General features: G+C 38.7%; 29 protein-coding genes. 10 read left to right on the plus strand and 19 right to left on the minus strand.

All coding sequences use genetic code 11. From position 1 onward, the window contains the following. The first annotated feature begins 209 nt into the window (after nt 1–209). Together plsY and ACQKL0_RS10255 are read left to right on the plus strand one after the other, a co-directional pair. The gene (plsY, locus tag ACQKL0_RS10250; RefSeq protein WP_427687358.1) at nt 210–797 is read left to right on the plus strand and encodes a glycerol-3-phosphate 1-O-acyltransferase PlsY; all 588 of its coding nucleotides are present in this window, start codon (nt 210–212) and stop codon (nt 795–797) included. A gap of 84 nt (nt 798–881) precedes the next feature. Further along, nucleotides 882–1025: a YycC family protein gene (locus ACQKL0_RS10255; RefSeq protein ID WP_402872669.1), complete on the plus strand. Its 144-nt coding sequence runs from the start codon at nt 882–884 to the stop codon at nt 1023–1025. A gap of 256 nt (nt 1026–1281) precedes the next feature. On the opposite strand, the gene ACQKL0_RS10260 is transcribed toward ACQKL0_RS10255, so the two are convergent. After that, nucleotides 1282–1767, minus strand: coding sequence for an NUDIX hydrolase (locus ACQKL0_RS10260; protein WP_427687360.1), 486 nt, complete (start codon nt 1765–1767; stop codon nt 1282–1284). A 92-nt stretch (nt 1768–1859) separates the two neighbouring features. Between ACQKL0_RS10260 and ACQKL0_RS10265 the strand changes: the two genes are divergently transcribed. Continuing rightward, the gene (locus ACQKL0_RS10265) at nt 1860–2156 is read left to right on the plus strand and encodes a HesB/YadR/YfhF family protein (RefSeq protein WP_402872660.1); all 297 of its coding nucleotides are present in this window, start codon (nt 1860–1862) and stop codon (nt 2154–2156) included. A 48-nt stretch (nt 2157–2204) separates the two neighbouring features. On the opposite strand, the gene ACQKL0_RS10270 is transcribed toward ACQKL0_RS10265, so the two are convergent. From ACQKL0_RS10270 to acnA, 6 genes are all read right to left on the minus strand, one after another. Then, nucleotides 2205–2498: a hypothetical protein gene (locus ACQKL0_RS10270; RefSeq protein WP_402989803.1), complete on the minus strand. Its 294-nt coding sequence runs from the start codon at nt 2496–2498 to the stop codon at nt 2205–2207. Nucleotides 2499–2523: 25 nt separating this feature from the next. Then, nucleotides 2524–2940 carry an acyl-CoA thioesterase gene (locus tag ACQKL0_RS10275; RefSeq protein ID WP_402872658.1) on the minus strand — a complete coding sequence of 139 codons (417 nt, stop codon included), beginning with the start codon at nt 2938–2940 and terminating at the stop codon, nt 2524–2526. Between the two features lie 160 nt (nt 2941–3100). Beyond that, nucleotides 3101–3244, minus strand: coding sequence for an acid-soluble spore protein N (locus tag ACQKL0_RS10280; RefSeq protein WP_402872655.1), 144 nt, complete (start codon nt 3242–3244; stop codon nt 3101–3103). A gap of 163 nt (nt 3245–3407) precedes the next feature. Further along, nucleotides 3408–3536, minus strand: coding sequence for an FbpB family small basic protein (locus tag ACQKL0_RS10285; protein ID WP_402872652.1), 129 nt, complete (start codon nt 3534–3536; stop codon nt 3408–3410). A gap of 265 nt (nt 3537–3801) precedes the next feature. Next, nucleotides 3802–4335 carry a TlpA disulfide reductase family protein gene (locus tag ACQKL0_RS10290; RefSeq protein WP_407408721.1) on the minus strand — a complete coding sequence of 178 codons (534 nt, stop codon included), beginning with the start codon at nt 4333–4335 and terminating at the stop codon, nt 3802–3804. Nucleotides 4336–4545: 210 nt separating this feature from the next. Continuing rightward, complete coding sequence (gene acnA / locus ACQKL0_RS10295) at nt 4546–7257, minus strand: aconitate hydratase AcnA (protein ID WP_402959126.1); 2712 nt, start codon at nt 7255–7257, stop codon at nt 4546–4548. A 384-nt stretch (nt 7258–7641) separates the two neighbouring features. Here acnA and sspO point away from each other — a divergent pair, with 384 nt between their 5' ends. Continuing rightward, nucleotides 7642–7794 (plus strand): small acid-soluble spore protein O, encoded by a 153-nt coding sequence (sspO, locus tag ACQKL0_RS10300; RefSeq protein WP_402872644.1) that lies wholly within the window; start codon nt 7642–7644, stop codon nt 7792–7794. A gap of 105 nt (nt 7795–7899) precedes the next feature. Here the strand turns inward: sspO and ACQKL0_RS10305 are convergent, their stop codons facing one another. Continuing rightward, nucleotides 7900–8163 carry a hypothetical protein gene (locus tag ACQKL0_RS10305; protein ID WP_402872642.1) on the minus strand — a complete coding sequence of 88 codons (264 nt, stop codon included), beginning with the start codon at nt 8161–8163 and terminating at the stop codon, nt 7900–7902. A gap of 113 nt (nt 8164–8276) precedes the next feature. Between ACQKL0_RS10305 and ACQKL0_RS10310 the strand changes: the two genes are divergently transcribed. Further along, entirely contained in the window at nt 8277–8414 is a 138-nt protein-coding gene (locus ACQKL0_RS10310) for a small acid-soluble spore protein P (protein WP_403080153.1), read from the plus strand. Nucleotides 8415–8472: 58 nt separating this feature from the next. On the opposite strand, the gene ACQKL0_RS10315 is transcribed toward ACQKL0_RS10310, so the two are convergent. The 3 genes from ACQKL0_RS10315 to ACQKL0_RS10325 form a co-directional block, all read right to left on the minus strand. Next, nucleotides 8473–9213, minus strand: coding sequence for a hypothetical protein (locus ACQKL0_RS10315; protein WP_407408722.1), 741 nt, complete (start codon nt 9211–9213; stop codon nt 8473–8475). Nucleotides 9214–9428: 215 nt separating this feature from the next. Continuing rightward, the gene (locus tag ACQKL0_RS10320; RefSeq protein WP_427687362.1) at nt 9429–10487 is read right to left on the minus strand and encodes an acyl-CoA dehydrogenase family protein; all 1059 of its coding nucleotides are present in this window, start codon (nt 10485–10487) and stop codon (nt 9429–9431) included. 282 nt (nt 10488–10769) lie between these two features. After that, a complete protein-coding gene (locus tag ACQKL0_RS10325; RefSeq protein WP_402872634.1) occupies nt 10770–11306 on the minus strand; it encodes a DUF4242 domain-containing protein in 537 nt (178 codons plus the stop codon). 134 nt (nt 11307–11440) lie between these two features. Here ACQKL0_RS10325 and ACQKL0_RS10330 point away from each other — a divergent pair, with 134 nt between their 5' ends. After that, a complete protein-coding gene (locus ACQKL0_RS10330) occupies nt 11441–11881 on the plus strand; it encodes a winged helix-turn-helix transcriptional regulator (protein ID WP_402872632.1) in 441 nt (146 codons plus the stop codon). A 227-nt stretch (nt 11882–12108) separates the two neighbouring features. Here ACQKL0_RS10330 and ACQKL0_RS10335 read toward each other — a convergent pair whose 3' ends face one another. Then, nucleotides 12109–12918 (minus strand): helix-turn-helix domain-containing protein, encoded by an 810-nt coding sequence (locus ACQKL0_RS10335; protein ID WP_402872630.1) that lies wholly within the window; start codon nt 12916–12918, stop codon nt 12109–12111. 168 nt (nt 12919–13086) lie between these two features. Here ACQKL0_RS10335 and ACQKL0_RS10340 point away from each other — a divergent pair, with 168 nt between their 5' ends. Both ACQKL0_RS10340 and ACQKL0_RS10345 read left to right on the plus strand, forming a co-directional pair. After that, nucleotides 13087–15054 (plus strand): primary-amine oxidase, encoded by a 1968-nt coding sequence (locus ACQKL0_RS10340; protein ID WP_427687363.1) that lies wholly within the window; start codon nt 13087–13089, stop codon nt 15052–15054. A gap of 167 nt (nt 15055–15221) precedes the next feature. Continuing rightward, entirely contained in the window at nt 15222–15644 is a 423-nt protein-coding gene (locus ACQKL0_RS10345) for a hypothetical protein (RefSeq protein WP_402959136.1), read from the plus strand. An 81-nt stretch (nt 15645–15725) separates the two neighbouring features. Here the strand turns inward: ACQKL0_RS10345 and ACQKL0_RS10350 are convergent, their stop codons facing one another. The 6 genes from ACQKL0_RS10350 to ACQKL0_RS10375 all read right to left on the minus strand — a co-directional run bounded on the left by ACQKL0_RS10350 (nt 15726) and on the right by ACQKL0_RS10375 (nt 22115). Next, on the minus strand, nt 15726–16490 hold the full coding sequence (locus ACQKL0_RS10350; RefSeq protein ID WP_402989806.1) for an ABC transporter permease: 765 nt from the start codon (nt 16488–16490) through the stop codon (nt 15726–15728). 8 nt (nt 16491–16498) lie between these two features. After that, nucleotides 16499–17422: an ABC transporter substrate-binding protein gene (locus ACQKL0_RS10355; protein ID WP_427687397.1), complete on the minus strand. Its 924-nt coding sequence runs from the start codon at nt 17420–17422 to the stop codon at nt 16499–16501. A 47-nt stretch (nt 17423–17469) separates the two neighbouring features. After that, complete coding sequence (locus ACQKL0_RS10360) at nt 17470–18252, minus strand: ABC transporter ATP-binding protein (RefSeq protein ID WP_402959138.1); 783 nt, start codon at nt 18250–18252, stop codon at nt 17470–17472. 234 nt (nt 18253–18486) lie between these two features. Beyond that, nucleotides 18487–20208, minus strand: coding sequence for an ABC transporter ATP-binding protein (locus ACQKL0_RS10365; RefSeq protein WP_403080155.1), 1722 nt, complete (start codon nt 20206–20208; stop codon nt 18487–18489). A gap of 9 nt (nt 20209–20217) precedes the next feature. Then, nucleotides 20218–21009, minus strand: a complete 792-nt coding sequence (locus ACQKL0_RS10370; RefSeq protein WP_427687366.1) for an ABC transporter ATP-binding protein — start codon at nt 21007–21009, stop codon at nt 20218–20220. 113 nt (nt 21010–21122) lie between these two features. Further along, a complete protein-coding gene (locus ACQKL0_RS10375) occupies nt 21123–22115 on the minus strand; it encodes an ABC transporter substrate-binding protein (RefSeq protein ID WP_427687368.1) in 993 nt (330 codons plus the stop codon). A 118-nt stretch (nt 22116–22233) separates the two neighbouring features. Here ACQKL0_RS10375 and ACQKL0_RS10380 point away from each other — a divergent pair, with 118 nt between their 5' ends. Then, nucleotides 22234–23274 carry a FecCD family ABC transporter permease gene (locus ACQKL0_RS10380; RefSeq protein ID WP_402872618.1) on the plus strand — a complete coding sequence of 347 codons (1041 nt, stop codon included), beginning with the start codon at nt 22234–22236 and terminating at the stop codon, nt 23272–23274. After that, a complete protein-coding gene (locus ACQKL0_RS10385; RefSeq protein WP_402872616.1) occupies nt 23274–24287 on the plus strand; it encodes a FecCD family ABC transporter permease in 1014 nt (337 codons plus the stop codon). The genes ACQKL0_RS10380 and ACQKL0_RS10385 overlap by 1 nt, the downstream gene beginning before the upstream one ends. Nucleotides 24288–24451: 164 nt before the next feature. Here the strand turns inward: ACQKL0_RS10385 and ACQKL0_RS10390 are convergent, their stop codons facing one another. After that, entirely contained in the window at nt 24452–25201 is a 750-nt protein-coding gene (locus ACQKL0_RS10390; RefSeq protein WP_402989518.1) for an SDR family NAD(P)-dependent oxidoreductase, read from the minus strand. Between the last annotated feature and the right edge of the window lie 4 nt (nt 25202–25205).

The raw sequence follows: 25205 nt of genomic DNA on the forward strand, positions 1-25205 counted from the left end.
CCTTCTTATAAACCATTCAAATATAGAATTCGAAGATATATCAAAAAAATTCATAAGGATTTTTCCAGACAGCCATGCCATTTTATCATGAAAATGTTACAATAAGATAAACTTATCAGGTATTTGAGGCTGATTTGGTCCTTCTATCACTTTCAGCCTGTTCATGCACGATAAAATATGAATATTCTTCTTTAAGAAAGGGTTATCGAATGCTTACAATCATCATTATTCTGGCTGCCTACTTAATCGGATCGATTCCATCAGGTTTGTTAATCGGAAAAACCTTTTACAACATTGATATTCGGGAGCATGGCAGTAAAAACTTAGGTGGCACGAACACCTTCAGAACGCTTGGTGTCAAGGCTGGGCTGACCGTAACGATCATGGACATACTTAAAGGTACATTAGCCACGCTCCTCCCATTCTTCCTAGGTGCGGATATGCCTGAATTGCTAGCTGGAATTTGTGCAGTAATCGGTCATATGTTCCCCATCTTTGCGAATTTCCGGGGTGGAAAAGCAGTTGCAACATCAGCTGGTGTCATACTGGCTTATGAACCTTTATTTTTCCTTTTTGCCGTTCTCATATTTTTTATATCCTTATACATAACCAAATATGTATCACTATCATCAATGATTGCTTGCCTACTGGCCCTCATATACAGCCTTGTATTCCATTTCGGCGACTGGGCTCTTATCATCGTGATCGGTATACTGACCGTTTTCATTTTTTACCGTCATCGTGCCAATATTAAACGAATTATCGATAAGACGGAACCGAAAGTGAAATGGCTATAATTCAGCAAGAGAAAAAGCCCATTAGATGGGCTTTTCATCACTTTTTTACCATTAAATATTGAATAGAAGATTAGGAGAGAAACCGTGAAACCTTTACAAATCTCATCAGATACCGCAATAAAGCTTTCTGAGACACTTAACCTACCTTTAGAGCAAATTATGCATATGCCTACACCCATCTTGTTAAAGAAACTAGCCGAGGCCGAAGAAAAAGAAAACAAAAAATAGCATGATCCGCAGGTACGATTTAGGCATGTTTTCTTTTTGCATGGAAAGCATGCCATCTTTATCAATATCCATTACATAATTCGATTCCGAAAAATACATCCCTATAAAAACACCGTTTTTTCATCTCTCACTTCTCCGCACCCTTAACTCCCATGTGTGATGTTAGGAATTCTTCATTCCCCCTACTTTTATATTCATCTACATATGTACAGGAAAATTCATTTTAGTGCATGATTCATAAATAAAAAATGCTCTTTTATTTAGTAAGTAGTAGCGGATAATTATCAGGTAAGGATTTTTTTTCAAAGGAAAGTAGTCGTTCATTTTCATATGTCAAAGCAAATTCGTATAAAGACTGCTCAAATAAAATTTCATTTAAATAATATTTAATATTCGACACAGCTTCATCAGTCTCCATGACCCACTCGTAGGGCTTCCAGGCAAGTTCACCTTCATCACAAGCTATGAGTTCTCCACCTGTGTCTTCGGCCCGATAAACGTACATTCCACTCGTCTCGTTCCATGTTACGATACCACGGAAACACAGTTTATTCACTTTCAGCCCTGTTTCTTCGATTATTTCTCGAGCCATCGAGTCATTGATGGTCTCTCCTTCCTCGATTTTTCCACCAACGCCATTCCATTTATGTTTATTAGGTTCATTATTACGCAAAAGCATAAGAATTTCGACCCTGCCTGATCTTACTCGGGTAATAAAACAAATCGTATAGGGTATATTCATTCTTGATTTTCCTCCACAACATACTTTATTCGCATCTTTACTGCATTTATCTTATAATGAACATGTTCAATTAAAGGGAGGAGGTTCACTTTTTGAAACTACAAATTTCCGACCGGGCTGCCAAATGGTATATCGATGAGTTAGAATTGCCTGAAGGGGCTTATCTGCGCTTTCATGCACGATACGGAGGGGTAAGTACTGTCCAAAGCGGATTTTCATTGGGCATCATTCAGGAAGAACCTGAAGCCATAGCAGCTTCAGATACAATGAGATCAATCACCTTTTATGTAGAAGAAAAAGATACATGGTTTTTCGATGGACATGATTTATTGATCACTTTCAATGAGAAATCTGCTGAGCCTGAATTCGTATACAAAAAAGGAGCTTGACCATGCAGCAGGGAACCCTGCTGCTGTCAGTTTCCCTTGTTTCGCCTTTTACTTGACTAATCTTTCTTTGATATCCTCAGCTTTAAGAATGTCTCTTTGCCGATCCCCCAACAGGTCAAAGTGGGAATAACCATCCTTCCTGTGATGAATCCATTCTTTTCTCAAACCATATTTATCTCCCCACTCCGCTAAACGATCCATGTCCTTACAGCCGACTTTGGTCACTGTCTTGCAACCAGGAAAACGATCATCAAGCCAATAGTGAGTCAAAAACGCAATTTTTCCTTGGTCGATTTGACGTTTCCAGTTAATAACGTCGACCCGCTTAATCCCGAACGCCATACTGTTCACCTCGGTTATGTAAATATCACTTTTTATTTTTTTCATAGGCTTCATGCCACGCTGGAAATAGCCTTCTGATGGACACAGGTTTAAAGTTTTCCTTTTTTACGCAAACATGCACAGATTGGCCGGTTGCCGCCACTTTATTATCCTGGTTCATGATTTCATATCCATAAACGACACGGAGCCCATCATATTCTTCAATCCATGTCTTGATCAGTACTTTTTCACCGTAACGTACAGGTATTTTGTAAGTAGCCTGTATATCCATCACGGGGGAAAGGATGTTCTCCGCTTCCATATCTGCATAACGGAAACCTAAATCATTAATTAATTTCGTCCTGCCAAGTTCCATCCATACAAAGTAATTAGCATGATACACGACTCCCATTTGGTCCGTTTCAGCATACCGAACCTCTATTTCATTTTCTGCTATCCACATTTTGTTTCCCCACTTCCTTTTCAATCGTACTGTCATCATCTTATCATAATTGCAGAATACCTTTAAAGAATAGCGTCTCCGTTCTCGGTTATTGAAATAGAAAAGGTAGAGAAAGAATAACTCCCTTCTCCACCTAGCCTTTAAAGACATGAATTCTTACTTACTCACCTTTAGTTTGAATGACTTGGGCATGCTTTCCTGAAGTATCTTGCATTTGTTTTCCTTTATTTCCTCCACCTGTTCTCGGTTGTGTACCCAGATGGCTCGGTCTAAAGTGTTGTGAATCTTTTTTTGGGTTACTCATTATAAATCGCCTCCTATTTTTAGGATGGTTTTAAAAATGAAATTCATGAGTTCCAGTTTTTGAGTGGTTTTCCGAGAATTCAAATGTTTTTACCACTGCATGTAAAAAAGAGCCAACAATGAAATATTCATCGCTAGCCCTTCTTTTTCATACCCCTATGCTATTATTCAGCCTTTTGCATATGTTTTTGTTCAAGTCGTTCTTCAAGTCTCTCCATCAGCTTTGTATCCATTAACAATTCCTTTTTATTTTCATTAATCAGTTCTTCAAAAGATCGTTTTCTTTTCTTCATATTTTCACCTTCTTACTATATAGTGTATATTCCATCATTTCCAAATTAACGTAAAATTATGACTATACAGACAGTCTGATATAAAGTCTGAATAATCAGTCATTTTAGTTCGCACCAAACTCATTTCACGCGTCTTCTATACTTTAACCCAAATTGGCGGTGAGTAATCTATTTTTTGCAATGTTTTTTGATTTTTCTAAAAACTTGTGACAAATTAGACACATTTTTTAAATCCTACTAAAAAAACGGAATCTTATTGATCCCGTCATTTCATACTATTGATGTTTTGTTCCATTTCATTAAATTGCATCGCTTTAACCATTTTATTTCGAATAATGCCCTCACTATCAATAAAGTATGTTGTAGGTATGGCCATAACCTTATATTGATCGTTTACCGGTTGTTTAGCGCTTTGACTGTCCAATGGAATGGTAAATGTTATCCCATTATCATCAATAAATGCCTGCACATCATTTTCTGGATCAATGTTAACAGCCAATATAACGACATCTTCCCCAGCCTGCTTTGAGTATTTCTCCATATCTGGCATTTCTTTTTTACAAGGAGGACACCAAGTTGCCCAGAAATTCAACATCACTTTTTTTCCTTTATAGTCAGATAAATTCACCTGTTTCCCATCCAAAGTTTCTAAGGTGAAATCAGGTGCTTTGGCACCAATTTTCAGCCCCCCCATCGAATTTCCTTCTTCATTTTTATCAGGTTTATCATCCATTGCTTGAACGATTGCCACCGCTATCAGCGATAGTAAGACAACCGAGGCAATAATTTTCTTTAACATGACCCCGTCCCCCTAATTCCGTTACAATAAAAATATTCATTCGCCAAAAGAAATAGTACATATTCCATATCTGTCAGCCTCTTACATCATCTTAACAATAAAATCATGCTCAGAAAAGGTAAAATCGAAGTCCCTTGTTATATTTCATAACTTTGACACAAAAAAAAACGACAAACCTGACAGGCAGGTTTGTCGTCTTCTAAAAGTTAATTAACCTTTAAGTTTGTTACGTAATACCATTTGAAGGATACCACCGTGACGGTAGTAGTCGATTTCGATTTCAGAATCGAAACGAACCAATACATCAAATTCTTTTACGTTGCCAGCTTCATCAGTAGCTGTAACAGTTACCATATCGCGAGGTTTAACTGTTTCGTCGATCTTAACAGCAATCGCTTCTTTACCAGTTAAGCCAAGAGTCTCAGCGTTTTCTCCTTCTTTGAATTGAAGAGGAAGAACACCCATCAATGCAAGGTTAGAACGGTGAATACGCTCGAAGCTTTCAGCGATAACTGTTTTAATGCCTAGAAGGTTCGTACCTTTTGCAGCCCAGTCACGAGAACTTCCCATACCGTAATCTTTACCAGCAATGACAGCAAGACCTGTTCCATCAGCTTTGTATTTCATACATGCATCATAGATAGCCATTACATCGCCTGTAGGCCAGTAAGTAGTGTAACCACCTTCTGTACCTGGAGCAACTTGGTTACGGATACGGATGTTGGCGAATGTTCCACGCATCATCGCTTCGTGGTTACCACGACGAGAACCATAAGAGTTAAAGTCACGTGGTTTCACTCCGTTTTCACGTAAGTAGATACCAGCTGGAGTATCTTTACCGATTGCACCTGCAGGAGAGATATGGTCAGTTGTAACTGAATCACCGAATTTACCAACTACGCGCAATCCAGTAAGTGGGTTAACTGAACCTGGTTCAGGTGATAATCCTTCAAAGAATGGAGGATTTTGAATATATGTTGATTTAGAATCGAAAGCATAGATAGCTTCATTGCTTGTTTCGATATCATTCCAACGTTTGTTATCGTTGAATACAGTTTCGTATTCTTTACGGAATAATTCCGGTGTAACTGTTGATTTAACAGCTGCATTAACTTCTTCTTGTGATGGCCAGATATCAGCAAGGTAAACATCGTTACCGTCTTTGTCTTTACCAAGAGAATCATTGTTAAGATCGAAGTCCACAGTACCAGCAAGTGCATAGGCAACAACCAATGTTGGAGAAGCAAGGTAGTTTGCTTTCACTAATGGGTGAATACGACCTTCGAAGTTACGGTTACCAGAAAGTACAGATGTTACAAGAAGATCTGCTTCAGCAACTGCTGCTTCGATTTCGTCTGCTAATGGACCTGAGTTACCGATACATGTTGTACATCCGTAACCAACGATGTTGAATCCTAATTGATCCAAGTATGGTTGAAGACCTGCATCACGAAGGTAACCAGTAACAACTTTAGAACCTGGTGCTAATGATGTTTTAACATAATCAGGAACAGTCAAGCCTTTTTCAACCGCTTTTTTAGCAATAAGACCTGCTCCAAGCATTACGTATGGGTTAGAAGTATTTGTACAGCTTGTGATTGCAGCAATAGCGATCGCACCTGTTTTCATAGTAGTTTCTTTGCCATCAGCAAATTTAACTGTTACTTCTTTATCCAATTCAGCATCAGTCATGCCAAAACCTTGGTTACCCATAGGTGCATTGATTGCTTCAAGGAAAGATTTTTTCATTTGAGAAAGTGGAATTAAATCTTGTGGACGTTTAGGTCCTGCAAGGTTTGGCTCAATAGCTGAAAGGTCGATTTCCACAACATCATTGTATGCTGGGTCTTCGTTTTCAGGAGTATAGAACAATCCATTTTCTTTGCAGTATGTTTCAACCACTTTAATTTGTTTTTCATCACGGCCTGTTAAGCGCATGTAATCGATTGCTTCAGCATCAACCGGGAAGAACCCAACTGTAGCACCGTATTCTGGTGCCATGTTAGCGATTGTTGCACGGTCAGCAAGTGGAAGGTATCCAACTCCTGGGCCGTAGAACTCAACGAATTTACCAACTACGCCGTGTGCACGAAGAACTTGAGTAACTTTCAATGCAAGGTCAGTAGCAGTTGTTCCGTTAGGAAGTTGACCAGTAAGTTTTACTCCAACTACTTTTGGAACTGGGAAGTATGAAGGTTGTCCAAGCATACCTGCTTCAGCTTCAATACCACCGACACCCCATCCAAGAACACCGATACCGTTAATCATTGTAGTATGTGAATCTGTACCGAATACAGAGTCAGGGAATACTTCAAAGTCTCCGTTTGGTGTTTCAACAGCATGGACTACGTTCGCAAGGAACTCAAGGTTTACTTGGTGAACGATACCAGTTGCTGGTGGAACAGCACGGTAGTTGTTGAATGATTTTTGAGCCCAGCTTAGGAACTGGTAACGCTCTGCATTACGTTCAAATTCAAGATCCATATTGGCATCAAGAGAATCAGAAGTTCCTGCTTTATCAACTTGTACTGAGTGGTCAATTACAAGGTCAACCGGAATTTCCGGGTTAATTTTATCAGGATCTCCACCAAGTGCAGCGAATGCATTACGTAGAGAAGCTAAATCTACGACTACTGGTACACCAGTGAAATCTTGTAGGATAACGCGTGAAGGCTTGAATGGAACATCTATATCTTGTTGCTCGCTTGTTCCCCATTTAGCAAGGTTTGCAACATGTTCTTTTGTAATAACTCTTCCGTCTACTTGGCGAAGTACCGCTTCAAGTAGGACTTTAATGGAATATGGTAGGCGTGATACTTTGCCGTCCCCTGCTTTTTCAATAGCATCTAAGCTGTAGTAGTTGTAGCGTTGTCCTTCAACTTCAAAAGACTTACGCGCTTGATATACGTCATTCTTTGTCATGAATATTACCCCCTATTAAACTGTCAGAACAATTCTGCACATAAAAGTAAAACCTGGTCATTAAAACCATGTTTACAATGGATATAAGTAAAAAAGTTAGTTTGATGAAATTTATCTCTCTTCTCCCACCCTAACTCTTCCTTCTACCTAATAGTAATATAGAATTCAGCATAAGTAAATAACAAGAAAGTTATTGTTTTTGATAAGTTTAGCTTATGTGAAATCCCTTACTTCTTATTAAGATGCCCATAGCACGCCCATTAAAGGCTTCATTATTCTTAGCTTTTCGCAAAAACAAGCTGATAAATTATTCCAACAAAACATATTTGAAGTTAATACATAATCATCGTTCCTTATGACACTCTATGAAATGGAGGTGATCTAATGGCAAAGCAAAAAGCAAATCATGTAATACCGGGAATGAACGCAGCAAAAGCACAAGGCAATGGCGTGGGCTACAATGATGAATTAGGTAATGAACCACCCTTAACCGAGGTACAAAGGCAAAACAATAAAAAGCGCAAGAAGAATCAATAAATAAGAAGGAATCCATAAAAGAGGCTTTTTGAAGGTGCTAATCTTCAAAAAGCCCATTTTATTAGGTAAACGCACATCTAAATCTGGGCCTATAGGATTCCTTTTTCAATAGTCATCTGAATTGACTTCGTTCACGATTTCCTGTATATCCTGTTCATACTGCTTCAATTGTTCACGCTGGTGTTCAGATGCGTTGACTAAAGCAGATTGAATTTGCTGATAAGCTTCATTCACTTCCTGTTTCACATGTTTCAGTTCCGTTCCATAATTCGGTGCCGTCTTTTCAATCGAAGAATAGGCATCATTTACTTGTTTGTAGCTTTGCTGGGCTTCTTGAAAAGATCTCCGCTTATCTTGTTTGTCCTGCATCAAATTCAGCTCCTCAATAAGTTTTCATCTTTAGGATGTACGATGCTTTTATAAATATGCTTGTGAATAACTTTCAACGAACTGATTATCTTAATAAGTAGGAGGGGATTCATATGAGTAAAAATGATGGAAAAGGCATGCAAAAGAATCAAGAAAAAAAATCAGGTCAGCCTGAACCTCTAAGTGGTTCTCACAAAGTAAAGAATAGACAGCACTCTCGACAAAAACATAACAGTAGTCACGATATGTAAACACCCCGTTTTAAGAAAAAACGGTGCAGCCACTAGCTGGACTGCACCGTTTTTTTGTTTACTTCACCTTTATTTTATATGCTCCGCTCCCATATTGAATCAGAACATGATAACTCCCCTTTGGTAAAGACAAGCTGAATGAACTAGTACTAGGTTTTTTAACATGATAGTCGGTGTGTACCGTTTTATAGACCTTCCCCTTCGCATTCACTATCAAGATATCTCTTTGTTCTTTGGGTGTATTGTTATAAGTGATTGACACTTTCCTTTTATTCTTCACGGTGAACTTCAAATAATCTTTATCCGTAAATTCTTGTAGGGCACCATAATAGTTTTTACCTGTTTTTATCGTGTTTGCTGTTTTTACTGTATTGTTACTTTCCCTTTCATAATACTCGCTCGCTTTGAACTTAGCTTGCACCTTGTAAGGCTTATCTTTATTTCCGGAGATGACAATATAGTATGTACCCTTCTTTAATCCGATTTCGTTGGTTTCGGTACCATTGGTTGTTTTTGTGTAATAGTCATCAAGTCGGTTGCCCTCGCTGTCCAAGACTTCAACATACCAACTTCTACTTTTATACGTTTTAACAAAAACTTTCAAATTTCCATTTTTCTTGAGTTTGACTTTGAAAACCTGTTCATAATTAGTAACAGATAGCTGTCCCGTATAGTTTTTGTCAAGACTTATCGTCTTCGCTTTTTTCAAATCCGTCGCTGCTAAAGCAGGTTGCAAACTCGTTAGCGATAGCACAAGGACGGCTAACGCACAAAATATACTTTTCCAATACTTTTTCAATGAAACATCCCCCTTTTCGGGAATAAATTAGATAATATTCCCAAAATTAAAATAACCCATTTTCCCATTTACCACACTAATCTTCTTGTACTATTTTAGTTCTGATCCTTTATCTTTTTAAAAAAATGCCGGGCCTTTATACCCATTTAAGATGTAATAGAGTTGTTTTCTTCACTAAAAAATCCCCATGAGTAGAAAATCTCATGAGGGTTAGGTTATACAGTAAGGACTTTTTCCAAATGTTTCACTGTCGGTGTCAAGTTTGCAAAGAAATATGCTTCCCTAAGTTTCCTTGATGGTGCGCTGTCTTTAAGATAACCGGCACTCCCATTATGAAGCATATTAGTTTGGACAGCCTTAAGGGTTAGGTAGGCGGTTTTAAGGCGAATATCTGCAACCTCTTTCCAGTCAAGTGATTCACTATTGAATAAGGTTAAAATCTCTTCCTGTATGTGCTGCTCTTCTGCTTGCAGTTCATTTGATTGGGTTCTCAAGAATTGATTACAGCCATTCTGCTTTTGACATACCTTCTCAATCGCCATGATAGATGATTGGGTGACGCCAAGACCGAGAGGAATTTGATAGGCAATAAATGCCGGACGAATTTTTTCCACGAACAAATCGGCATTTTCAGACAACACCCATTCTTTAGGTATAAATACATCATTAAAGGAACATGCATATGTAGAACTCCCGTTAATCCCCAGGTAATCCACCTTTTCTTTCAGCTTTAGGCCATCTAATTTACAAGGAACCACGGCCATTATTCGTTTGTTTTCGCTAACACCTGCAATTAATCCAAACCAATGGTTCTCTCCAAGATTGGAAACGGACGCCAATACACCATTAACAATATAGCCACCTTCAGTCGGTCTCGCGCTCAAATTCAGTTTTTCTAGCCCCGCGTAATACTTCATTGGATTGGATAAACCTGTTGCCCCTAGGACTTCACCGTTTTCAAAAGCTGACAATAACCTAGTTTTCATTTCTACATTATCGGTATTTCGGATATAGGTTAAGGCAGCCAAATGACACCAGAGACAAAACGCTGTTGTCATGCATACTTTAGCTGTTTCTTTAACTACATACATTTCATCTAATAAAATTTCTTTTTCCGTTTTATTAGTGGAAGAAAACAGACCGGCCTCACCGAGCTTTTTCAAAAATCCTTCAGCATAAAAAGCCTCAGCATCTATTTTCTTTACGAATGGTCTTAACTCCTTTTCAATTAATTGTTCGATCATAGGTTTTTTATCCACTACGCATGATTCCATGACCACAACTCCCCTATTTTCATTCCGCCTTTGTATAAAACCTTAAAAGTAATGACTTTAATGATGGTTCTTTTATGTATAGGATCGGACGACTATATTAACCTGTATTTTTTAAATGCTTTGAAAAAAACACTTATTCATATTAGTTTAGTCGGTTTAAGGTTATTTTATTATACTGTATATAAAATTGCAACCATCTAATCAAAATTTTCAGATTATAATTTTAAGTAAAAAAGGACACCCAAACTTAAAGTTTAGGCGTCCCTCGTTTCTCAAATAAAATTATTTAGTTTCTGTATGAATTTCGGTAATGGAAGTAATGGGTGTTTGTACTGCTTCACGAGCACGCTTAATTGCAGCTTCATCAGGTGCATCATAGAAGCAAAGACATTTAGTCATATCTTCACACACATACGTTCTTGAGAATGCCACTTCAGGCACCTCTTGATAATGTACGGAATTCTTTTTCTTTCTTGCCAAGTATTGATCCATCGTAAGATTTTCCGGGATATTCCATTCGACTAAATAATTGACGACTTCATTGTTTTTCTTCACATCTTCTAATTCCTTACCAACTAGGCGAACTTCTTTCACAAGTTCCACAGGAATACTTGAACCTTTTAATGTCTCAGTTGCAGCATTTTGGTCTTCCCCTTCAATAATGAAGAATGAACGGGAGAAATCTTTCGATAGTTGAAGCTCCACTAATGAAGCGTTGCTCTCCTTTAAATCCGCTTGAAGTTTTGACACCTTTTGATCCAGTTCTTCTTTACTTGACACGATATCTTTCAATGATGATTCAATTAAAAATAGTCCCATGATAAAACCCTCGCTTTGTATTTTTTAAGTGGAAATCTTTATAAGGTTATTTTATTATACTTAGTTAAAAAAAGCAACTTTGTTGTTTTTTAACTAACTATGGTAAAATCAAATCAAACATTGGAGGGATACTTATGAAAACTAGGTACGATTTGCCTTGTAATATCGCACAGTCACTTAATATCATCGGTGATCGATGGACCTTATTGGTAGTACATGAAATACTAAACGGGCATACCATGTTTAACGAAATAAAAAAAGCGCTAAATGGAATTTCTTCCAATCTTTTATCAGAACGGTTGAAGTACTTAGAAAAGGAAGGTCTCGTTACAGCAGAACTTTATACGGACCACCCTCCTCGTTACCGTTATACATTGACTAAAAGTGGCGAAGAGTTAGAAGATGTCTTCAATTCACTTATCATTTGGGGAAGCCACCATCTGCAAAAATGCTATAAACAACTAATCGACCCTGTAACAGGCGACGAAGTGAGCATAGGCTATTATTCTAAAAAAACGGGAGAACTAGTTCAGGACATAAAAGTTGTTCCAGTAGAGAAAGAATTTCAAAGGTAAGCACCTATCCATCACCATAAAAAAGAGAACGTCCTAACACTTGAAAAGTATCAGGACGTTCTCTTTTTATCTTCCCCAAATAGCCAATCTCTCGTTGGCTTAATCCAACCTTTATTTTCCCGCTATACATTCAATTTATCTTTCTTCTACAACACTTAAGTGCTGTATAACACGCTAGACTTCATTTACAAAAAAAAAGAATAATAGAACACTTTGAAAGAACCACTTTAAGAAATAACTTCTTTTAGTAGCTTTCTATATTCGAAAGGCGTCATTTGGGTGAATTTTTTAAATTTCTTATAGAAATGAGAAGTATCATAGGAACCGCTTTCGACAATATGCGTTTCTAGATTAAATGTGCCACTATAGATTTCTTGAAGCGTGTATTGGAAATTCAACAGTTCCAAAAAAAGTTTTGGTGGTATCCCGACCTCATTTTGAAAAAGCGTACGCAAATAACGCTCAGAGTACCCTGTATGCGCTTCAAAATCCTTGACGTGTATATTACCTTTCGAACGTATGCTAATGTCCATGCAACATTTCACAATAGCACTATTAGGTGAATGGGAAGTACAGTTACTTAGAAGAAATGATTCGAGTGTGTGTAGTTTTTCCTTTAATGTAGAAATTTCTAGGAGTTGATTATAAAGTACGGAAAAGGAAGGGGCAACCTCAAATAAGGCTAACTGAATATACTGGTTGATTTCTTTCATAGATAATACAAAAGAAAACAATGTCTGGAGTGGAAGTGAACGAATGCCAAAGTATGTCGTGTTTGTTTTAAAGCTATAGGCCTGCCTTATTTTGGGACTTGGAATCAAGAAACAATCGCCCTGATCCCCCTCCATATTAAAGATAATATCGACACACCCATCAGGTATTCCGGGTAATAAAACGGTTGGTTCTACATTTGATGACACTTTAAATTGGTATACATATGCAACAGAACTTTTTAAAAATAATGTAGGTTCGAGCAAGTTGATATGTTGTAATCTTTGATTCCACTCAGGTTGAATAGGCTTAAATACTGTATCCATAGGTTATACCCCTCTAGAAATATATTTTTAAGGAAATTTTATATTCATGTCAAAAATACTGACTATTTTCTTTAGGATTTTCAATCTACTATTGGATACTATTAGTTCCGTTTTTTACATTGTAAACTAAATATTCTGACTATAGAATAAATTTATATACGAAAGGAGATGTTACATGTGGATATTTTAAAAGAAAAAACTTTAAAGGTAAATCACCCGTTAGCACCACTTACCGTTGAAGAGATTCAAAAAGCTGTGAGCATAGTGAAAATCGAGAAGAATTTAAGCGAAAAGGTGCGCTTCCCAACAGTAACATTACATGAGCCTTTAAAAGAAGTAGTATTAAATTACACTGATGGAGATGACTTCGAACGAGAAGTTTTTATAGTATTACTAGATAACGAATTAAAGACAACATTTGAAGTCGTTGTCTCATTAAATACATCGTCCATTGTTCGATTTGAAGAAATCCCAGGTGTACAGCCGGGAATAATGCTTGATGAGTTCTTAGAATGCGAGAATTTGGTTAAGGCAGACCCTGACTTTAAAGTAGCTTTATCTAAACGGGGAATTGATAACCCAGATTTAATCATGGTAGACCCATGGTCGGCAGGATACTTTAATATTCCTGAAAATGAGGGTAAACGGATCGCTCGTGCTATCTGTTGGCAGAAAAAATTCGCGGATGATAATGGGTACGCTTATCCATTAACAGGAATTGTCGCGTACGTTGATTTGAATAAAATGGAAGTTGATCGTATCGAAGACTACGGTGTACGTGAGATACCTACTGTTGATGCTAACTATTATCCTAAAACAAGTGATTCAATAGAGTTTAGAACGGACCTGAAGCCACTAGAGATCATTCAGCCAGAAGGTGCAAGTTTTACGGTAGAAGGAAATTTAATCAAATGGCAAAAATGGAGTTTCCGATACGGGTTTACCCCTCGCGAAGGACTTGTGCTTTATACTGTGAATTACAATGATAAAGGAAAGGACCGGCCCATCCTATATCGCGGAGCATTGTCTGAAATGGTCGTTCCTTATGGAGATGCATCCTTTGCACATAACACACAAAATGCTTTTGATGCCGGAGAATATGGAATGGGTCAATTAGCTAATTCGCTTGAGCTAGGTTGTGATTGTTTAGGACACATTCATTATTTCGACGCGGTATTAACGGATGGGGCTGGCAGTCCTCGTACGATTAAAAATGCAATTTGCCTACACGAAGAAGATTATGGAATCGGATGGAAACATACAGACTGGCGTACTGACCATGTAGAGGTACGTCGCTCACGGCGCTTAGTCATTTCATTCTTCTGTACAGTAGGAAATTATGATTATGGTTTCTATTGGAGCTTCTATCAAGATGGTACGATTGAGGTTGAAGTTAAGCTAACAGGTATATTAAATACCGGTACATTTAACGAAACCGGGCAATCAAAATACGGTACGGAAATTGCCCCTGGCTTAAACGCTGTACATCATCAACATTTCTTTAACTTCCGGTTGGATACAATGCTCGATGGTGTGAAAAATTCAGTGGTGGAAACCGAAACACTTGCTGAACCAGAAGGTCCGAACAATCCATATTCAAATGCATTTTATCCAGTATCACGTACATTCCAACATGAAAAAGAAGCTGTACGTATTTTAGATATGCCAACCCAGCGTACATGGAAAATCATCAATAAAAACTCAAAGAATGTCGTTAATCAGCCGGTTGGTTATAAAATTATGGCTGGTGAGAACTGCCTTCCATTTGCGCATGAAAGCGCAAGCGTCATCAAGCGCGCAGGATTTATCAAAAATCATTTACATGTAACACAATTTAACCGTAATGAATTGTATGCAACAGGAAATTACCCCAATCAACATAAAGGTGGAGACGGGCTTCCCAAATATATTCAAGCAAATCGATCGATCGATAATGAGGATATCGTTGTATGGTATACAATGGGACATCATCATATTACACGTCCGGAAGACTGGCCGGTTATGCCTACTGCCTATATAAATTTCCAATTGAAACCTGTTGGCTTCTTTGATCGTAACCCCGCGCTTGATGTACCGCGTGCCGCAAAACAAAATTCATGTTCCGTCAAGAATACTTCTTCAACCTGTTCACATTAAGAAACCATTTTTCACTTCTTACACAAACTGAATGGAGGAAGTTTATGATAGGACTAGTCAGTCTTAGTATTGTTGTAATTTTAACGGTGTTAACTGGCTTCACCTTTCGACAACATTATAAACAAAATCATATGGCTAGTTGTTTAGCTATGTTTGTGACAATGACCATGAGTACAATTATCGGAATTTTAGTAGCTATATGGATTCCAGACATGGTGCTATCCACCATAATCGCTATGATAGGAAGCTTGGTTTTAGTTATAGCATTAACCTATAAGTTGCCTGTAAAAATATTCATCGAAAGCCTAGGGGCACTATTTATGGGAGCGATGATGGGAGCAATGCTTAGCTTTATGACAACAAATTATCTAGAACTAAGTATTGTATTTTTTACAACAATCTATATTGCGAGCGTAATCATGGCAATCGGGCTATGGAATAAAGAAGAATACCCCATTTTCAGGAAAGCCATTCCTTCCACAATTATTGTGACCGTGTCGTTGGCTGTATTAATACTAGGCGTATCCACAGTAGCTACAACTTTAGGTACGTATGACGAAAAGGAAAAGATTGAGCAGCACCATCACTAAGAATATTATAGACGAAAAAACTGAAAGAAAGGCTTAGCACTAGGCTAGCGTTTCTTTCAGTTTTTGAACTATAATCACTGTTTAATTTGAAAAGCTTCCCCAGTGCTTGCCTACCCAGCGCTCAAACAAACCAATCAATCGATCCAATAGAAAGCCGCAAACACCGATGAAGACAATTCCAGCCAATACATAATCAAGATTTAATGTATTCCTTGCATCCACGATTAAATAACCAAGACCTGATTGGGCACCTACCATTTCACCTGCAACCAAGAAAATCCAGGCCGTACCAAGCGCAAGGTGAAGACCACTCACGACGGAAGGAAAAGCCGCTGGAAAAATAATCTTCATCATTAATTGCAGCTTCTTGATTTCTAGGTTTTCCGCGATTTTCAAATAAGAACGATCAATTTTCTTGACCCCCGCTACAGTCGTTAATAGTACAGGATAAAACGCTGCTATGAAAATGATCGCAATTGCTGGCATGTTTCCGATGCCAAACCATAGGACGATAAATGGGGACCAGGCTACCGGTGAAACCGGCCTCAGCACTTGTACGATGGGATCCACTATATTCCAGAGACGAGGAGATCTACCTAGGAACATTCCTAAAAGAACCGCTGGAATGACCGCCAATAAATAACCTGCAATAAACCTCCCGAGGCTCACTTTTAGGTGGACAAATAACGTTCCATTAACTATGAGAGCAACGATCGCTTTACCAACACTTAAAGGTGTAGGTAAGAGGGCTTCTTCATACCCCCCTATCCAAATGATCAATTGCCATAGTAGAACTAATACAACCATTCCGATAAAAAAATTCATTAGTTTTTTTAATAGTTCCATCATCATAATCACATCGCTTTATCAATATATGTATTGTCCACGAATTCTTCAAAAGATGGCGGGTTTTCAAATAAATCCATCTCGATCACTGAATTGCGGAGCTTATTGTATTCATCTTTTTCAATGCGTAATCCATCAAATGATATCCATTCAAGTGATAAGTCGAGTACTTCTTTCTCTACCTTCATATATTGATCAAATGAATTAAATAAATCTTTATCTTTATGTTCTGCCTGTTCACTGGTTTTTACGTATTGTGTCACCAGTGATTGGGTGGCGGTTTGGTTGGATTGAATAAAGTCATTCCTCAAAACAAATACACAACAATACGAATTAGGCCATATTTCATCCGATTGGTGTAGCACTTTCCCTTTATCAAGTTGAACGGCCATCGCTCCAAACGGCTCGGCTACTGCATAACCCGAAATTCGATTTTCGGACAGTGCTGCCGGCATCTCAGCAGGAGGCATCTCGACAACGTCCACATCCTCATAGTTCAATCCTTCTTTTTTAAGCATTTTATTCAACAAAATATTCTGAGTCGAGTATTTATGAGGAATCGCAAATGTTTTACCTATTAAATCTTTTGCACTTTCAATCTCCTTCGATGAAATGATAACATTCCCATCTTTATGACCGAGTGCAACAGCTTTTAAATCAATACCTTTCACTTTCGCCTTCATAGCTAGCTCCACTAAAACAGAGGCACCTTCCACCCGACCCGTATTTAAGGCATCCATTAAATCGGGCCAGGAGCTGAACTTAACAAGCTCGATATTGTACTCTGCAAACTCCCCACCATACAGGTGGTTATCCATATAGAGAACACCAGCATGAGTAATGGGAAGATAGCCAATTTTAATAGTTGGTTTGCCTTCTGGTTGCTGTGTAGGCTGTGCACATGAAGTCGTAAACAGCAAAATGAAAGCCATTAGTATCGAAGCACCCCACCTTTTCTTGCTCAAAACCCCACTCCCTCTCAGATGTTATACTCCGGAACGAATTGATTACCACTCAACTTGAATTCTTCTAGAATCTTCTTTCGATAATAATGAAAATCCCCATGTGCCCGATCACGTGGTTTTACAAGCTTAATAGGAATATCTTTAAATATTCTCCCTGGGTGTGACTCCATGATCAATATTCTGTCCGACAAATAGACAGCTTCATCTATATCATGAGTAACAAGTAAAATCGTCGTCTTCTTCTTTTCTTGTATTCGAAGAAGTTCGTCTTGTAAATGATACCGGTTGAATGTGTCCAGTGCCGCGAAAGGCTCATCCATTAAAATGACATCAGGTGCAATGGCAAGTGCACGTGCAATCGCAACACGCTGTTGCATCCCGCCAGATAATTGATGTGGAAACTGATGCAGATGTGCTTCAAGCCCTACTAACTTCAATGCTTCCATCACCCGTTCGTTTTTTTCCTCATTAGATAGCTTTTCTCCGGTAAGACCAAGCTCGACATTTTTCAGAACCGAACGCCACGGAAGGAGATTGATTTGTTGAAACAGCATGACACACTTTTTAGTTGGGCGATTTATAGATTTACCATCTAGAATCACGCTTCCTTCATCCGGCTTTTCAAAGCCTCCAACCATATTGAGAAGTGTACTTTTTCCACATCCGCTTTTTCCGAGTAACGTGACGATTTCCCCTTTTTCCACATGGAAAGAGACTTGATCAAGAACATGAATTGTTTGTTTATCAGTTAAAAACGATTTATTTACATTGGTTACTTCAATGATTTGCTGTTGCAAGAGCTATCCTCCTAAAATATATAAATATTCCAATTAGTTTAGTTGGTTTTAAGTTATTTTATTATACTGCATTCAAAATTACAACCTTAATTTCTGTTTATTTTCAATAATCCGCATATTTAATAGGAATCAAAGTGATTCCCATTTAAATGTTCTACTACAAAATGCTTTTTCTTTGCAATCAAAAAAAAGGATTCACCAATATCCTGGTGAACCCTTTTTTAGAGCGCTATATTATACGGTTTGAGCAAGAATCAATTTCTTATATGCTCCTTCGTGATGAATTAATTTTTCATGAGTTCCTTGTTCTTTTATTTGGCCGTTTTGGACGACGATTATCCGATCAGCATGCTTAATCGTCGCTAGCCTATGTGCAATGATAATGGTCGTTCGATTTATAGAAAGACGCTCCAATGCCTCTTGAACGGCCTTCTCTGTTTCGGTATCCAATGCCGAGGTGGCTTCATCAAGTATTAAAATGGGAGGATTTTTCAGGAAGATACGGGCTATTGAAACCCTTTGCTTTTGCCCACCTGACAATTTCACACCGCGCTCCCCGATTAGCGTATCCAACCCCTCAGGCAAATTATCAATCACACTCATTAATTGAGCATCCTCGATTGCCTTGTTCAATTGTTTGTCTGTAGCATTCGTGTTCCCATACATGATGTTCTCACGAATCGTTCCTTCAAAAAGGAATACATCTTGCTGTACGATTCCGATATGCTTTCGTAAAGAACTTAATGTGAAATCCCTGATATCCATGCCATCAATTTTTATGCTACCTGATTGAATATCATAGAAGCGAGGCAATAAACTGCTTATCGTGGTCTTTCCACCACCAGATGGTCCTACCATGGCAATCGTCTCCCCAGCTGGCACACTGAAGGTAATATCGTTTAGGATGTTTCTATTTGAGTCATACCCAAAAGAAACATTTTCAAATGTCACATCACCTTTAACCCCCTCGATGGTTACTGCCCCATCCCTGTCTTGGATATCCGGCAGCATATCAACCAATTCGAGGTACCTCTTGAACCCTGCATACCCCTTTGGTAACGTTTCAATAATGGCGCTTATTTGTTGAATCGGCGCTACGAAAATATTGGATAACATAATAAAGGCTACAAATTCACCGTACGTCATTTTCCCGTGAATCACATACCACGCACCACAGCCCAATACTGTTAGGGCGACCAATTTCATCAGAAGGAAATTTATCGAGGTACTCCATGACATGATTTTATAGGCTAACAATTTTGTATGACGGAATTCTGAGTTTGAGCGGTTAAATAACTCTATTTCGTGAGATTCCTTGGTGAAAGACTGAACAACACGAATGCCACTAATATTATTTTCAATACGGGCATTGTAATTTGCAATGTCACCAAACATGGAATGGAAAGCCTTAGTCATCTTACGGCTGAAGTATACCGACAAAACGATTAAAAAAGGAACAACGGCAAATACGATGACCGCTAGCTGCCAATTGATTTGAAACATGACGAAGAATGCTCCAAAAATGGTCATGAATGCAATGAATAAATCTTCAGGACCATGATGGGCAACTTCTCCTATATCCATTAAATCACTCGTCATCCTAGAAACTAAATGACCCGTTTTATTATTATCAAAGAATGTGAAAGATTGTTTTTGAAGTTTTGAAAATAAATTTTTCCGAAGGTCCGTTTCGATATTAATTCCAAGTTTATGTCCGTAATATGTTACGACATAGTGCAACCCTGTACTCAACAAGTAGATACCAAGGAGCCCTACACAAGATAGGATGATGATCCTCCAGTTATTGCTCGGTAGTAATTCATCAATAACCTGGTTTACAGCCAAAGGGAATATCAATTCCAAAAGGGCGATGAAAACGGCACTTGAAAAGTCAATGATGAATAGTCCTTTATAGGGTTTATAATAAGCAAAAAAACGCTTGATGACGAAAAACATGCTATCACCTCATTTATTCCGAATTAAATCATACGTCATGCATAATGGTTTTCCTGTACGAGGATCCTCTACGATCTCCGCATCAATATTGAAAACTTCTTTAAGTATTTCTTTTTTCATCACTTCTTCACTCAGACCTTCTTTTACAAGGACACCATCTTTTAATGCAATCATGTTGTGTGAAAATCGCGAGGCATGGTTTAGATCGTGCAGTACCATTATAATCGTCCGATTTTGCTTTTCATTCAAATCTTTCAACAGCTCGAGTACCTCAAGTTGATGTGCCATATCCAAATATGTTGTCGGCTCATCCAAAAAGATGATTTCCGTTTCCTGAGCTAATGCCATCGCAATCCAGACACGTTGCCTCTGTCCACCGGAAAGAGAATCGACGGAGCGAAATTTGAATTCTGCCGTATTCGTGGCCTCCAGGGCCCAATCTATTATTTCATAATCTCTTAAAGATAATTTACCAAACCCTTTTTGGTATGGAAAACGCCCGTAAGAAATGAGCTCCTGGACAGTTAAACCAACAGGAGCATCTTGGGTTTGCGGCAGAATGGCCATTTTCCTTGCCAATTCTTTAGTATTTTCCTTTGCTATCGACTGACCATCTAGCAACACACTTCCTCTCATATGAGGAATGATTCTAGTGATAGCCTTAAGCAATGTAGATTTTCCGCATCCATTCGGCCCAATTATAGTAGTGATTTCGTTACTCTTGAATTGAAGATTCATATTATCGACGATGATGTGATCTTGGTAGCCTACATACAAATCTTTTGTTAATAAGTGGCCCATATCATGACCTTCTTTCAGTAGATATTCACTCACAAAAACAGGAAGAGCAATTACACACTTCCGCAAAAAATAAAGGCTATCCTCGCAAAAGTGATAGCCTTTATTACACTATACTATTTTACTAAACTTTTTAAAATATTATCAATGATTTGCCCGTTAGCAATGGCACCTGTATACAACCAGCTTTCATTAGGAGAGAACTCATGAACATTCCCAGCCTTGACAGCAGGTACGCTTTTCCATAACGTATCGCTTAAAGCTTTTGAACCAGCGGAATCATCACTATTGATCAAAAATAGGTGTTCAGCATCCAACTCTACTAGTTTCTCTAAAGAAATTTCACTCCAGTTCCCAGTTGCGTTAGCGGAGATTTCCTTCACAACATCCGGTTCTTTTAACCCTAAGTCACCGTACATGACAGCTCCACTTGAAAGGTTATCGCTGACAATGAAGAATTTCCCGCCAACTAACCAAACTGCAGCTACAGAAGGATTCCCCACTTTTTCCTCAAGGGTTCCCTTTGCTTCTTTTGCTTTTTTATCATAATCCGTCAAAACCTTTTTGGCTTCGTTCTCTTTGCCGAATACTTCCCCGACGCGTTTCAATTCATCTCGCCAGTCATTATTAACTTCGTTTCCGATTACATATGTAGGTGCAATTTTATTATATTGCTCATATTTACCGCCTTCAACCATGGTGGCAGAATCCATAATGATTAAATCCGGTTCCACTTTTTGTACGGATTCAAATGGAAGATCATATGGAATGGTTGGAACGTCCTCTAGTTCACTTTGTAGATATCCTTGAACTTCTGCTCCATCACTTACACTCCATTGAGCGGCTGGCTTGATACCAAGAGCCACCAAATTATCTTCAAGATATGAAGCGATGATACGTTTCGGATTAGCTGGAATGACCACTTCATTTCCCATGGCATCCGTCAGTGTTTTTGATTTAACTGCTTCTTTACTTGATGTTTCATCTGTTTGACTTGTCGAAACATCGTCTTTAGTTGCATCATCGTCACCACATGCAGCTAAAGATATTGCTAATAGGCCGGCGCCTAGTAATTGAATGATTTTTTTCTTACTCATGACATTATACATTTGAATCCCCCTAGAGATATGATAGACTATTATTTGTTTGGTAATGATAATTGTTATCAACTAATTTAATTATAGAAAGGTAATATTGTCAATCATTTTTTAGAGAGTAGTTGTTAATATGGATTCAAAACTAAAGGAACACACCACATTGCTTCATACGAATAAGAATCTCTTTGTGAGTATGGTTATCTTACTAGTAGGTTTGGGCGGTATGGTCATTTCCATTATCTTGTCCGTTAATTTTGGAGCTGCAGATTTAAATTATCGCGATGTGTTTAATGCCTTATTTGAATTTGATCAGAATAATTCATCTCATGTCATCATTAGAGAATTAAGATTTCCCCGGGCCATTGCTGCAGTATGCGTAGGAGCTGCCTTAGCCGTATCTGGAGCCATTATGCAGGGTATGACAAGAAATCCATTGGCCGATCCTTCCATTATGGGAGTAACCGCAGGATCTTCCTTTTTAATAGCGATTGCCCTCGCTTTTCTGCCTGGCATGACCTATATAGGTTTAATGATGTTTTCTTTTGCTGGTGCAGGATTGGGTGCTGCCATTGTCTTCGGAATCACATCGCTTTCCAGGGGTGGAAGTACTCCAGTCAAGTTGGCGTTGGCCGGTTCAGCCATTGCTTCCTTACTAAGTTCCCTTTCCACAGCGATTGGTATCAAATTTAACGTCTCAAAAGATATTAGCTTTTGGTTTGTAGGGAGCATCTCGAGCGTCCAACCACAGCACATTTCATTTGCTCTACCCTTTATTCTGGGAGGGCTTTTGTTGGCTTTATTCCTTTCACGTTCCATATCCATCCTTAGCCTGGGTGAGGAAGTGGCACGGGGGCTTGGGCAAAACATTCCCCTGATAAAGTTCATTGGTACGATTGTGGTGTTATTATTAACAGGTGCAGCAGTATCGATTGCCGGAATGATCGGCTTTATTGGATTGGTCATCCCGCATATTGTGCGATTTTTAGTAGGAAATGATTATCGTTTGATCATTCCTTGCTCTGCTGTTTTGGGCGGAACCTTATTGCTAATTTCGGATATCTTAGGACGCTTGGTTAACCCGCCGTTTGAAACACCTGTTGGAGCCATAACGGCCATCATAGGTGTCCCTTTCTTCCTATATTTAGCTCGTAAAGAAGGGAGCGGAATGTAATGTACAAAAAGGGGAATCACTTTAAGTCTTTGCTTATTACAAGCATCCTTTTAATCGTACTTGTTTTTTTCATCAGCATTAATGCAGGCTACATAAAAATTCCTTTAGGGGATGTTATCAAAACTCTATTGGGCGATGGCACCCCTCAGAACGAGTTAACCATTTTTGAATTTCGTTTGCCGCGTATAGTCATGGCAATACTTGTCGGAATGGGAATTGCCATTTCAGGGGCCATTTTACAAGGACTTTCCCAAAATCCCTTAGCAGACCCCGGGATTATCGGAATCAATTCAGGCGCAGGGTTTGCCGTTGTATTGTATATGTTCTTCTTTCGGGGAACTACTTTCTTAACGGGCTGGGCATCCATATTCATCATGCCTTTCACCGCTTTACTTGGTGCATTTCTTGCCGCTTTCTTAATCTATGTACTATCGTGGAAAAATGGAAGAGTGACACCTGTAAGGTTATTGTTGGTCGGTATCGGTATAAATGCAGCATTTGGGGCAGGCTTGGTCATTTTTCAGATGAAAATGGAGCCAAATGATTTCATGAAGACCATCGTTTGGCTGGCAGGGACCATTTGGGGGACGAACTGGACTTTTGTTTGGGCTTTATTACCATGGTTGCTCATCCTGATTCCGATAACCTTCTATAAATCAAGAATACTTGATGTTATGGGATTAGGTGACCAAATTGCCATAGGGGTTGGTCTCCCTATCGAAAAAGAACGCAGACTATTATTGCTTATTTCAGTGGCCTTAGCAGGCGCGTGTGTATCCGTTGGTGGCGGTATTACTTTCTTAGGCTTGATTGCTCCACACATAGCCCGAAAATTAGTGGGACCAAGGCATACGAGATTACTGCCAATGACGGCAGCATTGGGCGGTCTTCTTCTGTTATCCGCTGATACGATAGGCAGAGTCATCCTGGCCCCTATGGAACTTCCAGTAGGTATCGTTGTCTCCATTTTGGGAGCACCTTATTTTATTTATTTACTAGTTAAAAGCATGTAACAATAACAGGATCATAACTCCATTAAATAGAAAAACGAACTTCTATGCCAGCAAGTTCGTCAGGCTGTCGAGAAAATCTCGACAGCTTTTCTTTTCCCTAGTAAAATGATGAAGCCTGCTTTTTATGAACACCTTTAAAGGATACAGAGTTACCCGCATATTTTCTAACCGATCATACTATGTCCTCCGTTTACAGGAATAACCTGACCGGTTATCCAATCAGACCAATTGGACAACAAAAAGAGGGTAATTCCAATCACGTCATCCACCTTTCCTAATCGTCCCATCGGGTATTGCTTGATTAGCTTTTCTAACATGACGGTATCAAATGATTGACCTTGATCGATTAATCCTAGTGAAATGGTATTACACTGAACATTGCTCTTGCCTACTTCTTGGGATAGGGATTTTAGAAAAGAGATAGTCCCACTTCTCGCTGCACCTGATATGATTAGGTTCTTATCACCAGTCCGGGCGGAGTCTCCCACGATATTAATGAATTTGCCCTGATTGTTATCCATCATATCCGGCATAAATGTATGTGCCAAATGAAGGACTCCGTAAAAACAGACCTCCATTTCCTTTTTCCATTCACCCGGTTCATATTTAAAAAATGATTTAAATTGTGTCCATCCTGCATTATTAATGACACCATCAATGATTCCCAGTTCACGTTTAGTGACCACTTTCATTTCTTGGACTTCCTCTAACCTGGAAAGGTCAGCCTGTACAAGTACAAGTTTCACTCCACATTTTTTAATGTTTTCTGCTGTTTCTGCTGCCTCTTTCTGTGATTCATGGTAGTGTAGAGCAATATTGGCACCAGCTCTTGCCGCTGCTAAAGCAATTTCCTTACCTATCCCTTTGGCTGCACCCGTTATTAAAACATTTTTCCCCTTAAGGTTAAGATCCATAGCT

Source organism: Peribacillus sp. NPDC097264 (assembly GCF_050277925.1).
Taxonomy (GTDB): Bacteria; Bacillota; Bacilli; order Bacillales; family DSM-1321; genus Peribacillus.

What these genes read in the sequence shown, in the direction of transcription:
- plsY (WP_427687358.1), top strand. Translation starts at nt 210, where the DNA reads ATGCTTACAATCATCATTATTCTGGCTGCCTACTTAATCGGATCGATT.
- ACQKL0_RS10260 (WP_427687360.1), bottom strand. Translation starts at nt 1,767, where the DNA reads ATGAATATACCCTATACGATTTGTTTTATTACCCGAGTAAGATCAGGC.
- ACQKL0_RS10270 (WP_402989803.1), bottom strand. Translation starts at nt 2,498, where the DNA reads ATGGCGTTCGGGATTAAGCGGGTCGACGTTATTAACTGGAAACGTCAA.
- ACQKL0_RS10275 (WP_402872658.1), bottom strand. Translation starts at nt 2,940, where the DNA reads ATGTGGATAGCAGAAAATGAAATAGAGGTTCGGTATGCTGAAACGGAC.
- ACQKL0_RS10280 (WP_402872655.1), bottom strand. Translation starts at nt 3,244, where the DNA reads ATGAGTAACCCAAAAAAAGATTCACAACACTTTAGACCGAGCCATCTG.
- ACQKL0_RS10285 (WP_402872652.1), bottom strand. Translation starts at nt 3,536, where the DNA reads ATGAAGAAAAGAAAACGATCTTTTGAAGAACTGATTAATGAAAATAAA.
- ACQKL0_RS10290 (WP_407408721.1), bottom strand. Translation starts at nt 4,335, where the DNA reads ATGTTAAAGAAAATTATTGCCTCGGTTGTCTTACTATCGCTGATAGCG.
- acnA (WP_402959126.1), bottom strand. Translation starts at nt 7,257, where the DNA reads ATGACAAAGAATGACGTATATCAAGCGCGTAAGTCTTTTGAAGTTGAA.
- sspO (WP_402872644.1), top strand. Translation starts at nt 7,642, where the DNA reads ATGGCAAAGCAAAAAGCAAATCATGTAATACCGGGAATGAACGCAGCA.
- ACQKL0_RS10305 (WP_402872642.1), bottom strand. Translation starts at nt 8,163, where the DNA reads ATGCAGGACAAACAAGATAAGCGGAGATCTTTTCAAGAAGCCCAGCAA.
- ACQKL0_RS10310 (WP_403080153.1), top strand. Translation starts at nt 8,277, where the DNA reads ATGAGTAAAAATGATGGAAAAGGCATGCAAAAGAATCAAGAAAAAAAA.
- ACQKL0_RS10320 (WP_427687362.1), bottom strand. Translation starts at nt 10,487, where the DNA reads ATGGAATCATGCGTAGTGGATAAAAAACCTATGATCGAACAATTAATT.
- ACQKL0_RS10325 (WP_402872634.1), bottom strand. Translation starts at nt 11,306, where the DNA reads ATGGGACTATTTTTAATTGAATCATCATTGAAAGATATCGTGTCAAGT.
- ACQKL0_RS10330 (WP_402872632.1), top strand. Translation starts at nt 11,441, where the DNA reads ATGAAAACTAGGTACGATTTGCCTTGTAATATCGCACAGTCACTTAAT.
- ACQKL0_RS10335 (WP_402872630.1), bottom strand. Translation starts at nt 12,918, where the DNA reads ATGGATACAGTATTTAAGCCTATTCAACCTGAGTGGAATCAAAGATTA.
- ACQKL0_RS10340 (WP_427687363.1), top strand. Translation starts at nt 13,087, where the DNA reads ATGTTACATGTGGATATTTTAAAAGAAAAAACTTTAAAGGTAAATCAC.
- ACQKL0_RS10345 (WP_402959136.1), top strand. Translation starts at nt 15,222, where the DNA reads ATGAGTACAATTATCGGAATTTTAGTAGCTATATGGATTCCAGACATG.
- ACQKL0_RS10350 (WP_402989806.1), bottom strand. Translation starts at nt 16,490, where the DNA reads ATGGAACTATTAAAAAAACTAATGAATTTTTTTATCGGAATGGTTGTA.
- ACQKL0_RS10355 (WP_427687397.1), bottom strand. Translation starts at nt 17,422, where the DNA reads ATGGCTTTCATTTTGCTGTTTACGACTTCATGTGCACAGCCTACACAG.
- ACQKL0_RS10365 (WP_403080155.1), bottom strand. Translation starts at nt 20,208, where the DNA reads ATGTTTTTCGTCATCAAGCGTTTTTTTGCTTATTATAAACCCTATAAA.
- ACQKL0_RS10370 (WP_427687366.1), bottom strand. Translation starts at nt 21,009, where the DNA reads ATGGGCCACTTATTAACAAAAGATTTGTATGTAGGCTACCAAGATCAC.
- ACQKL0_RS10375 (WP_427687368.1), bottom strand. Translation starts at nt 22,115, where the DNA reads ATGTATAATGTCATGAGTAAGAAAAAAATCATTCAATTACTAGGCGCC.
- ACQKL0_RS10380 (WP_402872618.1), top strand. Translation starts at nt 22,234, where the DNA reads ATGGATTCAAAACTAAAGGAACACACCACATTGCTTCATACGAATAAG.
- ACQKL0_RS10385 (WP_402872616.1), top strand. Translation starts at nt 23,274, where the DNA reads ATGTACAAAAAGGGGAATCACTTTAAGTCTTTGCTTATTACAAGCATC.
- ACQKL0_RS10390 (WP_402989518.1), bottom strand. Translation starts at nt 25,201, where the DNA reads ATGGATCTTAACCTTAAGGGGAAAAATGTTTTAATAACGGGTGCAGCC.